Source organism: Natrinema hispanicum, from assembly GCF_004217335.1.
Taxonomy (GTDB): domain Archaea; phylum Halobacteriota; class Halobacteria; order Halobacteriales; family Natrialbaceae; genus Natrinema; species Natrinema hispanicum.
On the sequence record NZ_SHMP01000004.1, the window covers coordinates 100,136 to 111,928 of the forward strand.

Below are 11,793 nucleotides of genomic sequence, written 5' to 3' on the forward strand. Positions count from 1 at the left end.
CGTGCGCTGTCCGCTCGACGTGGCTGTGTTTCGAGCCCAGTGAACGTGATACTTTATCACACTGTATGTTGAACCGAGCGGATATGCATCTCGGAGTAGTCATCCCGCGGACTGGCTCACACGACCCGACCGACCTCGCGATCAGCGCCGAAGCACAGGGGTATGACTCCGTCTGGATGGGCGAGCTCTGGGGCTCGAGTTCGGTCGTGAAACTCAGCGAAATCGCCGCGCTGACCGACGAGGTTGAACTCGGCACCGCCATCGTCAACGTGTTCTCGCGGACACCCGCCGTCCTCGCGATGACTGCCGCGACGCTCGACCAAGTCGCCGACGGCCGTGCGGTCCTCGGCGTCGGCACGAGCACGCCCACCGCCGTCGAGAACATCCACGGACAGTCGTTCGAGCGCCCGGTTCGGCGGTCCCACGAGACCATCGAGATCATTCAGCGGATCTTGACCGACGACGAACCGGTCGACTACGACGGCGAACTCGTCAGCGTCTCGGGCGTCCCGCCGCTGGATCGGGACGTTCCCGTCTATCACGCGGCGCTCGGGCCGGCGAACCGCCGTGTCGTCGGTCGTCTCTGTGACGGCTGGCTCCCACACAACATTCCCTTTTCCCAACTCGACGAGGCGTTCGAGGTCGTCGAAACGAGCGCTCGAGAACGCGGTCGCGACCCCGAAGAGATCACGATCGCCCCGTACGTCCCATCGGCTGTCAGCGAAGATTCCGACGAAGCCTACGACGCCGTTCGCGGCCACATCGCCTACTACGCGGGCAGCGCCGAGGGGTACCGGAACGCGATCGCCACCGCGTTCCCCGAGCAGGTCGAGCGCGTCGCCGAGGCCTGGCAGGCGGGCGATCGTGCCGACGCGACGGCGCTTGTCTCGGACGAGATGGTCGACGATCTCGGCGTCGCCGGAACGCCGTCCGAGGCCCGCCAGCGGCTCCGCAAGCTGGTCACCGAGACGATCGTCGACCGGCCGCTCGTGACGATTCCGGAGCAGGCTGCCGACGACGTTGCCGAAGACACGATCGAGGCGCTGGCACCGGTCGCAGGCGACTAATCACTGTTCTAGCGATCGGAATCGGGTTAGACGTAATCTAAGTTAACCTGCGTCACGTTCGCCGACCGCTTGACGATGTCGGCGATCTCTGCGCGTCGCGCCTCGTCGATGCGACTCTGAGGGCCACAGACACAGATCGCCCCGCGAATCTCGTCGCTTTTGTCCAGCACTGGTGCGGAGATACAGACCATCCCCGCGATCCGTTCGCCCTCGTCGATGGCGTACCCCTGTTCGCGGATCTCCTCGAGTTGGTCGAAAAGCACGTCAGGGTCCGTGATCGTCTGATTCGTCATCTCGATGAGCCCCTGCCGGTCGATGATCTCCTGAACGCGGTCGTCGGGCATGTGTGCCAGAATGGCTTTTCCGGGAGCCGCCGCGTGAAGCGGCATACGCGCACCGGGATACGCGAACAGATTGACGGCGTCAGGGCCTTCCTGGACCGCGGCGATCACACATTGGTCGTTCTCCTCGACCATCAGCGTCACGTGTTCGCCGGTCTCCGCCGCGATATCCTGCAGTTCGTCGCTGACGGCTTGAAACACTTCCAGCCGGTGGCGCTGTCGGTGGCCCACCTCGAGAAACCGGGTCGTCGTCGAATACTCCTTGTCCTCAACCGTGACGTAGCCCGTCTCGACGAGCGCCTGCAGGTAGTTATGGACGGTGCTGACGGGCATCTCGAGGCGGTCTGCGAGTTCTGAGACCCGTCCACCGCCGTTTTCCGCGAGTTCATCGACGATCCTGAACGCCCGTTCGACCGATCGGTTTGACGCGCCCGTCATTACACGGTGCATTCGACCGGTCCCATAGAAGCGTTTCGGCTCTCCCGAATGAAATTTCGGGTGCTTTGTGCCGATCGCGAACGGGAGCGCGGACCGAACTCGGTCGGCAGTGTCAGTGCAACGGCGCCGCGATCGCGCACTGTCGGATTCATCAGCCGCTATCCACGCTGTCGTCACGACGCGCTTGCCGAACGAGCGCCGCGTTGCGTTTCGAGTGTGATGAAACGCGTTTCACCCAGTGTCGCCGGCTATTCGTGGAAACTACGTCGCTCGAGCGTTGTCTCCGTTGAAATGCCCACATTCGGCTCCGCCGAAAGCAGATGCCAGCCGGAGATGGTCGTGTCCCCGTGTCGGACCGGTCAGTTATCGATGATCGTCCGACCGTGTTGTTCGCAGGCTTACAATCCTATGATTGTAATTGATAGGCTGAAGACTGACAGTGGCCGATTCACACGAACCGCTCCACAATAATCGCGAATGTCATTCGACACACATCGATAGACGGATTTTGAAATAGCTAATATATCTTGTCATATTACTATTCTACTCAGAACTAGATGATATTCGATACTAGTGTACTCTCGAATAGATCATATGGAGATGGACACAGACATGGATCTCGTTCAACTCTTAATACCGCCAGAGAACGGGAGATTTTCAGGCTTCTCTTCCTCGTTTACGGAGACGCCACGTGCTGCACGCTCCGAAAAACTGAACGTAATTTCACATGTAGAATACTTCTGCTATCTAAACACTACTGGTTAAATACCAGTTATAATATATTACATTTCTCACTACTCGTCGCTCTTTCCCGACAGCGATGCGCTCACGTTCGACCGCGCTCGTTGCTTCACCTGTCTGTGAACCCATACGATTTAGTCGTATGATATACTCATCCGTGGTATGGTTCGACGAAGTATCTTGTTCTCACCCGGTGATAAGCCCGACCTCATGCGGAAGGCAGCGATGGGCGACGCGGATGTCGTCGTGTTCGACCTCGAGGATGCCGTCGCGCCAGGCGATAAAAGCGACGCACGCGAGGCCGTTCGCGAGGTCCTCGCTGACCTCGAATCGGACTGTGAGGTCGCTGTTCGCGTGAATCCGATCGGCCTTGGAGCGATGACAGACCTCGAGGCGATTCTCGAGGGGCCACGCCCGGACAGCATCATGGTGCCGAAAACGGAAGACGCGACGGACATCCAGCGGGTACAGGCGCGACTTGCGGAAGCCGGCGGGTCCTGTCCAGTGTTAGCGCTGATCGAATCCGCGGCGGGCGTCCTTCGGGCCGACGAAATCGCCACGGTCGACGCGACCGACGCGCTCCTGTTCGGAGCTGAAGACCTTGCAGCCGATATCGGTGCGACGCGTACGAGCGAGGGGACAGAAGTGTTGTACGCACGCGAGCGAACGGTGATCGCGGCCAGCGCCGCTGGCATCGACGCGATCGATATCGTCTACACCGACTACGGGGATACGGATGGCCTCCGTGAGGAAACCGCGTTCGCTAGACAACTCGGTTACGACGGCAAAATGGCGATCCATCCGGATCAAGTGCCGGTGATCAACGACGCGTTCACGCCAAGCGACGACGATATCGAGTGGGCAGAACGCGTTCTCGCCGCCCGTGATCGGTCGGAAACGGGTGTATTCGAAGTCGACGGTGAGATGATCGATGCACCACTCATCGCGCAGGCAGAACGCATCCTCGAGCGTGCTGACGAGGCTGACAACTGATACGGCTGCTGTCACGAGATTCCTGGTACGACCCAAGACAGATCGCGGTTGGACCGGCACTGACTGACAGGAGCCCGTATGAGACGGTTCCGGAGCGCTTATCGCGCCTGCTCGATCTCCTCGAGCGCCTCCGGATTTTCGATACTACTCATGTCACCGAGATCCTCGCCGGTGTAGGTCGCTTCGACCGCCCGACGGATGATCTTGCCCGACTGCGTTTTGGGGAACTCGTCGACGAACAACACCTCACGCGGACGGAACGGTTTCCCGAGTTCTGCGCCGACCTGTGCGCGCAGTTCGTCGCGTAACTCGTCGGTCTCCGTGTATCCGTTCTCGAGGATGACGTAGGTGACGACGGCGGTGCCAGTCGTCTCGTCGGGCGCGCCGATGGCGGCGGCCTGATTGACGGCCTCGTGGTCGATCAGTGCGCCTTCGACTTCGGCGGGGCCGACTTTTCGGCCTGCGACGTTCAGTGCGTCGTCGGCGCGACCGTGGAGGAACCAGAAGCCGCCCTCGTCTTTCTGGGCCCAGTCGCCGTGGTCCCACAGCGGCGGGTCCTCGAACGTCGACCAGTACTCCTCGAGATAGCGTTCGTCGCCCGACCAGAGCGATTTCGTCATCGAGGGACAGGAGTCACGCGCGACGAGGTAGCCGCGGTCGTGATCTTCCCTGACGGAATTGCCGTCGCGATCGACGATATCGATGTCCATTCCTAACCCCGGACCGCCGAGCGTACAGGGTTTTAGCGGTTGAGTCGGCATCGGCATGAGAAAACACCCCATGATCTCGGTGCCGCCGGAGATGTTGATGATCGGGGTCTCGCTGCTGCCGACGTGCTCGTAGAACCACTGCCAGGATTCGGGGTCCCACGGTTCGCCCGTCGACCCCAGGATTCGGAGCGAGGAGAGGTCGTGGCCCTCGAGCCATTCGTCCCCATGCTTGCGCAGCGCTCGGATCGCGGTCGGCGAGATACCGAACTGCGTGACCCCGTGGCGGTCGATCAGTTCCCAGAACCGATCCGGCTCGGGGTAGTCGGGTGCGCCCTCGTACATGACGACGGTCCCGCCGAAGGCATGCGTGCCGATCAGCGTCCACGGTCCCATCATCCAGCCGATATCGGAGACCCAGAAGAACCGATCGGCCGGTTTGAGGTCGAACCCGAAGTGCAGTTCCTTGGCCGGCTGGACGAGCGCGCCGGCGTGGGTGTGGACGATCCCCTTCGGTTTCCCCGTCGTCCCCGACGAGTACAGCAGCATCGACTCCTGACTCGAGGCGAGCGATTTCGTCTCGTACGTGTCGTCCTGCGAGGCGACGGCGTCGGTCCAGCGCTCGTCCCGGTCGTCGACCCAGGGAATCTCGTCGGTACCGACGTGGCCCAGCCGGTCGTAGACGATGGTGTGCTCGACGTGGCCGGCCTCGTCGATGGCCTCGTCGGCACTTGCTTTGAGGAGGACGTCGCTGCCGCGGCGCTGGAAGCCATCGCCGGTAAACAGGACCGAACATTCCGCGTCCGCGATCCGGGTCGCCGTCGCATCGACGCCAAAACCCGAGAAGATCGGGACTGCGATCGCGCCGACCTTGAAACAGCCATAGAGGATCGCGATGACTTCGGGCACCATCGGCATGTAGAGCCCCACGGTATCGCCAGTCTCGATGCCGCGTTCCTCGAGCGCGTTGGCCACCTGATTGGCCTGCCGGTGAAGATCGTGATACGTAATCTCTCGTACCTCGCCATCTTCGCCCTCCCAGAGGCAGGCGACCGTGTTCCGCGTCTCGCTGTCGACTCCTGCGTGGCGGTCGACGGTGTTGTGGGCGATGTTGAGCTCGCCGCCGGGGTACCAGTCGGTGAACTGCGGTCCCCCGCGGCTCGCGGTTTCACCGCTCGCGCCTTCCGAGGCGCTTCGCGCCTCGCTATCGTCTCGTACCTCGTCGTAGTCCTCGTAAAACTCGAGGCCGAGGTAGTCGACCAGTTCGTCCCAGAACCAGTCGACACCCGAATCCGGGACGTCGTCGAGTTCGGTGGTCGTGCGCTCGATAAGCGCGTCGTAGTCGTCGATGCCGTACTCCTGCATGAACTGCCAGACGTTCGTCGATTCGACGAACTCTTGACTCGGTTCGTGTGCGATTTCGTCGGTCGCTGGTGTCTCTGTCATTCGTGGGGTCGCTCGCGATGGGTGGTTAGCGGGCGATACGTCTCTCGGACGGTCGTGTGATGAGAACGCATATTCCATCGCCGTCCGTGGTCGGCCGTATGAAGGCTATCGTCCGGACGAATTTCGACGACAGCGTCTCCGCCTACGACGCCTACGAGCAGCGAACCGGCCGGTTTACCGCGCTCGCCAGACTGCTGGCCGCCGAACTGTCGGCGCGAGCCGACGAGCCGTTCGACACCGTCCTCGACGCCGGTGCCGGCACGGGCGCGAGCACGCGCGTCTTCGCCGAGCGGGCGCGACGAACGGTCGCACTGGACATCAGCCGCGAGATGCTGTGCGAACTCGAGGGTGCACCCCGTGTCGAGGGCGATTTCGATCACCTGCCCTTCGTCGACGGCGCGTTCGACGGCGTCGCGTTTACCGCATCGCTTTTTCTCGTTCCCGAGCCGGCGGTCGCGGCACAGGAGGCCGCCCGCGTCCTGCGGCCGGGTGGAGTCGTCGGTGCTGTCGCACCGCTTGGCTGGGTCGATGCCGACGGGACGGACGTCTTCGCCGACCTCGAGCGCGACTCGCGCTCGCCGACGGGTGCCGACGACGTCGAGGCGGCGCTTGCCGACGCGTTTACCGTCGCCACGGGCACCTGGCGGTTCGCGACGACGGCCGAGAACGTGCGACGTTTCCACGCGATTCCGGCGATGGCGGCACGGCTCTATCCGCGACTCGCCGCCGACGAGCGCGTCGCGAAGGCCCGAGAGTTGCTCGCGGGCCTCGAGGGCACCGTCGAACAGCGGTGGCGATGGATCGTCGGCGTCGCAGAGTCGGGCTGGAGGTGACTCGGTTCGACCACGATCGGCTGGCATCGTTACGTTGCGTGTTCGCGTTTCAGTGAGAGTGCCGTCCGGTCGAATTCACAGACCAGCGGCTCCTCCTCATTCACTTTGAACACTTCGACGTGCATGGTGACGATCCCGCGCTCGCCGTCGCTGGTCTCGTGTTTGTCGGTGACTGTCGACTGGACCCGGATCGTGTCTCCGTGATAGACCGGGGTCGGGTGCTCGACGTTGTCGTACGAGAGGTTCGCGACGATCGTCCCGTCGGTGGTGTCGGGGATCGTGAGCCCGACGGCCAGGCTCATCGTGTAGAGCCCGTTGACCAGCCGCCCATCGAACTGCGTCTCCGCGGCGAACGCGGCGTCGAGATGCAGGGGCTGTTGGTTCATCGTCATATCACAGAACTGCTGGTTGTCGGCTTCGCTGATCGTCCGTCGCTTCTCGTGTTCGATGGTCTCGCCGACCTCGAAGTCCTCGTAGTAGCGTCCTGTCATGGTTGAATCAGGTAGTGAACGATTACCGGGCGATCAGAGGATCGTCCCGTGTTTCTTGTCGGGCAGGTCCTTGTCGATGTCCTCGTAGAACGCAAAGCGGTTCGTGAGTTCCTCCCGCAAACTGCTCGGCGGGACGATCTCGTCGATGACGACTTCGCTCGCCATCCGGTGGATGTCGATGTCTTCGCGGTACTCCTCGCGGAGTTCCTGTTCTTTGCGCTCGCGCTCGTCCGGGTCGTCGATCTCGGCGAGTTTGCGCGCGTAGACGGCGTTGATCGCCGCTTCGGGCCCCATGATAGCGATCTCGCCCGAGGGCAACCCGATGACGCTCTCGGGGTCGTAGGCAGGGCCGGACATCGCGTAGATGCCCGCACCGTAGGCCTTCCGGACGACGACCGACTGTTTGGGCACCGTCGCCGAGGAGGTGGCGTAGATCATCTTCTTGCCCTGCTCTAAGATGCCGTCTTTCTCGACCTGCGAGCCGGCCATGAAGCCGGGGGTGTCACAGAGGTACAGCAGGGGAACGTCGTAGGCGTCACAGGTCCAGATGAACTGGGCTGCCTTCTCGGCGGCGTCCGGGAAGATCGCGCCCGCGCGGTGGGCGGGCTGGTTGGCGACGATGCCGACCGGACGGCCATCGATTCGAGCGAAGGCAGTGATGATCTCCTTGCCGAACTCCGGACGGAGCTCGAGCGTCGAGCCGGCGTCGACGATCCGATCGATGACGTCGAACATGTCGTAGCCCTTGTTGGGCTCCTGGGGCACGATGGCGTCGATCCCCTCGGGTGAGGCGGCAGGTGCCTGTCCGTCGGTGTGGGGCGGTTTCTCGTCCGCGTTGTTCGGCAGGTAGCTAATGAGCTGGGCGACCAGCTCCCGGGCGTGTTCCTCGTCGTCGGCGACGAGGTCCGCACTCCCCGAGTATTGGGCGTGGACGTCCGGGCCACCGAGTTCTTGCAGATCGATCTGTTCGCCAGTAACCATCTCGACCATGCGTGGACTGGCGATGGCCATCGCCGACATGTCCCGGACCATGACCGTGAAGTCCGCGAACACTGGGGTGTAGGCCGCGCCGGCGATACAGGGGCCATAGAGGACGCAGATCTGCGGGACGCGCCCGGAGAGCATCGAGTGGTTGTAGTAGTACTTCCCAATGCCCTCGCGGTTCGCGAAGAAGCCGGTCTGCTGGTCGATCCGGCCACCCGACGAATCCATCAGATACAACACTGGCTTGCCCGTCTTCAGCGCGCGCTGTTGCATCCGCAGGAACTTCTCGACGCCCTTCGCGGCCATACTGCCGCGTTTGACCGTGTAGTCGTTGGCCATGAAGTGGACGTCCCGACCCTCGAACTCGGCCGCGCCCGTGATCAGGCCGTCGGCCGGCAGCTGGTCGTCGTCGTCGAACTCCGCGAACCGGCCGTCCTCGAAGAGGAAGTCATCGCCGAACCAGAGATCGATCCGGTCGCGGACGAACAGTTTGCCCTCCTCGGGCAGTTGTTCTTTGTACTTTTCCGGGCCGCCTTCGAGAATCTCGTCGATCTCCTCGAGCAGCAGTTCCTCGCGCTCTGTTGGCCCGAGATCAGCGTCCGGCTGGGCCTCGGGTTCGCCCGCCGCCGTCGCACCGGCGTCGCTGTCGCCGTCGTAGGACGCACTGCTGATCTCGTCGCCGCCGTCGGTGACGACGGTGACGTCTTCCCGGTACTGTGACGCCATGGCTTCGGCGATCGCCCGTGCCTCCGTTTCGGTCGTGTCGTCTGCAATCTTGATTCGCATCGGTGATCACTCCAGTCGGACGAGAGTATCGCCCATGTCGACGGAGTCGCCCGCCGCGATCGGGACTGACTCGACCGTCCCGCCACTGGCGGCGACCACGTCGTTTTCCATCTTCATTGCCTCGAGCACGCAGACCACGTCACCAGCAGCGACCTCGTCGCCTTCCTCGACCGCGACCGAGAGGATGGTTCCCTGCATTTCGGCGGTGATGGCGTCGGCGGTGGCGACCTCGGCCGTGGATCCGCCGCCAGACCCGCCGGACCCACCGGAACCGCCGCTGGTGCCGGCTGACTCGGCCGTCATCCGTGCGCTCGCGTCTTCGATGACGACGTCGAATCGCTTGCCGTCGACCTCGACGGCGACCTCGGCGGTCGTCGACTCCGTCCCGTCGCCGCCGGCCGCCTCCGCTGGCCCCCAGCGATCGACGGCGGACTCGAGCGCGTCATCCTCGAGTTCCCGATCGAGGTACTTCGTGGTGTGGTCGCCGGCGACGAAGACATCGTCGTCGAGCATCAGCCGATGGAACGGGATCGTCGTGTGGACGCCCGCGACGTCGAAGTGCTCGAGCGCGCGCTTCGAGCGCTCGAGACAGTGGGCGCGGTCCTCGCCGCTGACGATCAGTTTCCCGATCATCGAGTCGTAGTCGCCGCCGATCTCGTCGCCCTGTGCGACGGCGTGGTCGAGGCGAACCCCGATGCTCGTCGGCGGCCGGTAGGTCGTCAGCTGCCCGGGCGTGGGCGCGAAGTCGGCGGCCGGGTTTTCGGCGTTGATGCGGTACTCGACCGCGTGGCCGTCGATTTCGACGTCGTCCTGGGAAAATGCGAGGTCCTCGCCGGCGGCGACCCGCAGCTGCCACCGGACGATGTCGATCCCGGTCACTTCCTCGCTGACGGTGTGTTCGACCTGGATGCGGGTGTTCACCTCCATGAAGTAGAACTGTCCATTTTCGACGAGGAACTCGACGGTCCCAGCGTTCGTATATCCGGCCTCGCGGACGCCATGTCGAGCGGCCTCGCCGATTTCGGCGCGCAGGTCGTCGTCGAGCGCCGGGCTCGGGGCTTCCTCGACGACCTTCTGGTGGCGACGCTGCAGCGAGCAGTCGCGCTCGCCGAGATGGCGGACATTTCCGTGCTGGTCCGCGAGCACTTGCACCTCGATGTGTTTGGGTGCCTCGAGATACTTCTCGACGTAGACCGAGTCGTTCCCGAAGTAAGCCTCGCCCTCGCGTTTGGCGCTCTCGAGGGCGTCGTCGACCTCGGCCTCGCTGCGGACGATCTTCATGCCGCGGCCGCCACCGCCGCCTTCGGCCTTGATGGCGATGGGATAGCCGAACTCCTCGCCGAGTGCTCGTACTTCGTCGGCGTCGTCGACCGGTTCGGTCGTCCCGGGAACGACCGGGACGCCGGCGTCCTGCATGACGGTTCGGGCTTTCGTCTTTTCGCCGAGCGTCTCCATGGCGTCGCTCGGCGGGCCGACCCACGTAATCTCGTCTGTCTCCTCGACGCGGCGGGCGAAGTCGGCGTTTTCGGCGAGGAAGCCATAGCCGGGATGGATCGCGTCCGCGCCCGCTCGTTGGGCGACATCGATGATCTCCGCCTGGTCGAGGTACGACTCGCTGGCCGGTGCGGGGCCGACGTTGTACGCCTCGTCGGCGTAGTCGACGTGACCGCCGTTGCGATCGGCGTCGCTGTAGACGGCAACCGTCTCACAGTCCAGTTCTTCACACGCTGCCATCACACGGACCGCGATTTCGCCGCGGTTCGCAACGAGAACTTTCTCGAACATTGTCAGTAGGATTTCGGGAAGCCAAGCTGCTGGCCGATATGGTTGTACGCCATCTGCTGGGAGACCGGGGCCAGCCGCGTGAGGTTGATTTCGCGCCACCAGCGCTCGACGTCGTACTCCGTGGCGTAGCCCCAGCCGCCGAAGGCCTGCATCGACTGTTTGACCGCTTCGATGCCGGCCTCGACGGCCGTCGCCTTCGCGACGTTGGTCTCGTAGCCACACTCCTCACCCTGATCGTAGAGCCAGGCGGCCTTCTCGCGCATGAGCGCGGCCGTCTCCATCCGCGCGTAGGCCTTCGTGATCGGGAACGAGACGGCCTGGTGGCTCCCGATCGGCGCGTCGAACACCTCGCGGTCGTTGGCGTACTCGATCGCCGTGTTCGCAGCGAGCTTGCCGATTCCCGTTCCGGCCGCGGCGAAGCCGATGCGCTCGGGGTTGAGCATGTCGACCAGCGCCCACCAGCCCTCGTCTTCCTCGCCGAGCAGATCCTCCTTGGGGACGCGAACGTCCTCGAGGAACACCTCACAGGACTTCGAGTAGTTCATGCCGTGTTTGGAGATCGGCGAGACGTCGATGCCTGGGGTGTCCATGTCGACGATGAACAGGCTGATGCCGTCGGTACCTCGATCGACCTCCTCGAGCGGCGTCGTACGGGTGACGAGGATCATGTTGTCCGCCCGGTCGGAGAAGGTGATCCAGGCCTTCTGGCCGTTGAGGACGTACTCGTCACCATCTTTTTCCGCGCGCGTGGCGACGTTCAGCGTGTTCGTCCCCGCTTCTGGTTCGGTGATGCCGATGCAGAAGTTTCGCTCGCCGGTGGCGATGTCGGTGAGGTATTTCTCTTTCTGTGCCTCCGTGCCGTTCTCGCGGATGCCGACGGCGGCCATACCCGCGGTGAGCACCAGATACCAGGTGCCGGCCATGCCACAGCCTTCGGCACAGAGCGTCTCCATGGCCAGTCCCATATCCTGCATTCCCATACTGGCACCGCCGTATTCCTCGGGAACCAGCAGGCCGTGGAAGCCGGCTTCGCCGAGCTCGTCCCAGAACCCCTGGGCAAACTCCTCGTTTTCCTCTTTCTCACGCCAGTACTCCGGTCCGTATTCTGCTGCGACCGCTTCCGCGGTCGATCGGATCATCGACCGTTCTTGGGTAGACTCGAAATTCATGCTATAGTATGT

Annotated in this window: 9 protein-coding genes; 3 read left to right on the forward strand and 6 right to left on the reverse strand. The window is 63.4% G+C overall.

Going from position 1 to position 11,793, the window contains the following annotated elements; all coding sequences use genetic code 11:
* The first annotated feature begins 83 nt into the window (after nucleotides 1-83).
* Nucleotides 84-1,067 (forward strand): LLM class flavin-dependent oxidoreductase, encoded by a 984-nt coding sequence (locus BDK88_RS07540; protein ID WP_130499907.1) that lies wholly within the window; start codon nucleotides 84-86, stop codon nucleotides 1,065-1,067.
* 26 nt (nucleotides 1,068-1,093) lie between these two features.
* Here BDK88_RS07540 and BDK88_RS07545 read toward each other — a convergent pair whose 3' ends face one another.
* Nucleotides 1,094-1,846 (reverse strand): IclR family transcriptional regulator, encoded by a 753-nt coding sequence (locus tag BDK88_RS07545; RefSeq protein ID WP_130499908.1) that lies wholly within the window; start codon nucleotides 1,844-1,846, stop codon nucleotides 1,094-1,096.
* A gap of 903 nt (nucleotides 1,847-2,749) precedes the next feature.
* Between BDK88_RS07545 and BDK88_RS07550 the strand changes: the two genes are divergently transcribed.
* Nucleotides 2,750-3,580, forward strand: a complete 831-nt coding sequence (locus BDK88_RS07550; RefSeq protein ID WP_130499909.1) for an HpcH/HpaI aldolase/citrate lyase family protein — start codon at nucleotides 2,750-2,752, stop codon at nucleotides 3,578-3,580.
* A 98-nt stretch (nucleotides 3,581-3,678) separates the two neighbouring features.
* On the opposite strand, the gene BDK88_RS07555 is transcribed toward BDK88_RS07550, so the two are convergent.
* Nucleotides 3,679-5,733, reverse strand: a complete 2,055-nt coding sequence (locus BDK88_RS07555) for an AMP-binding protein (RefSeq protein WP_130499910.1) — start codon at nucleotides 5,731-5,733, stop codon at nucleotides 3,679-3,681.
* Nucleotides 5,734-5,831: 98 nt separating this feature from the next.
* Between BDK88_RS07555 and BDK88_RS07560 the strand changes: the two genes are divergently transcribed.
* Entirely contained in the window at nucleotides 5,832-6,566 is a 735-nt protein-coding gene (locus BDK88_RS07560; protein WP_130499911.1) for a class I SAM-dependent methyltransferase, read from the forward strand.
* Between the two features lie 29 nt (nucleotides 6,567-6,595).
* Here the strand turns inward: BDK88_RS07560 and BDK88_RS07565 are convergent, their stop codons facing one another.
* Genes BDK88_RS07565 through BDK88_RS07580 form a run of 4 tightly spaced genes read right to left on the reverse strand, consistent with a single transcriptional unit; the run spans nucleotide 6,596 to nucleotide 11,781 of the window.
* Entirely contained in the window at nucleotides 6,596-7,057 is a 462-nt protein-coding gene (locus BDK88_RS07565) for a MaoC family dehydratase (RefSeq protein ID WP_130499912.1), read from the reverse strand.
* Nucleotides 7,058-7,090: 33 nt separating this feature from the next.
* Nucleotides 7,091-8,827: an acyl-CoA carboxylase subunit beta gene (locus BDK88_RS07570; RefSeq protein ID WP_130499913.1), complete on the reverse strand. Its 1,737-nt coding sequence runs from the start codon at nucleotides 8,825-8,827 to the stop codon at nucleotides 7,091-7,093.
* Nucleotides 8,828-8,833: 6 nt separating this feature from the next.
* Nucleotides 8,834-10,612 (reverse strand): acetyl-CoA carboxylase biotin carboxylase subunit, encoded by a 1,779-nt coding sequence (locus BDK88_RS07575; RefSeq protein ID WP_130499914.1) that lies wholly within the window; start codon nucleotides 10,610-10,612, stop codon nucleotides 8,834-8,836.
* A gap of 2 nt (nucleotides 10,613-10,614) precedes the next feature.
* Nucleotides 10,615-11,781, reverse strand: a complete 1,167-nt coding sequence (locus tag BDK88_RS07580; protein WP_130499915.1) for an acyl-CoA dehydrogenase family protein — start codon at nucleotides 11,779-11,781, stop codon at nucleotides 10,615-10,617.
* Nucleotides 11,782-11,793 lie beyond the last annotated feature (12 nt).

Excerpts from the sequence above, each read along its gene's own strand:
- BDK88_RS07540 (WP_130499907.1), top strand. The coding sequence starts at position 84 with ATGCATCTCGGAGTAGTCATCCCGCGGACTGGCTCACACGACCCGACC.
- BDK88_RS07545 (WP_130499908.1), bottom strand. The coding sequence starts at position 1,846 with ATGACGGGCGCGTCAAACCGATCGGTCGAACGGGCGTTCAGGATCGTC.
- BDK88_RS07550 (WP_130499909.1), top strand. The coding sequence starts at position 2,750 with ATGGTTCGACGAAGTATCTTGTTCTCACCCGGTGATAAGCCCGACCTC.
- BDK88_RS07555 (WP_130499910.1), bottom strand. The coding sequence starts at position 5,733 with ATGACAGAGACACCAGCGACCGACGAAATCGCACACGAACCGAGTCAA.
- BDK88_RS07560 (WP_130499911.1), top strand. The coding sequence starts at position 5,832 with ATGAAGGCTATCGTCCGGACGAATTTCGACGACAGCGTCTCCGCCTAC.
- BDK88_RS07565 (WP_130499912.1), bottom strand. The coding sequence starts at position 7,057 with ATGACAGGACGCTACTACGAGGACTTCGAGGTCGGCGAGACCATCGAA.
- BDK88_RS07570 (WP_130499913.1), bottom strand. The coding sequence starts at position 8,827 with ATGCGAATCAAGATTGCAGACGACACGACCGAAACGGAGGCACGGGCG.
- BDK88_RS07575 (WP_130499914.1), bottom strand. The coding sequence starts at position 10,612 with ATGTTCGAGAAAGTTCTCGTTGCGAACCGCGGCGAAATCGCGGTCCGT.
- BDK88_RS07580 (WP_130499915.1), bottom strand. The coding sequence starts at position 11,781 with ATGAATTTCGAGTCTACCCAAGAACGGTCGATGATCCGATCGACCGCG.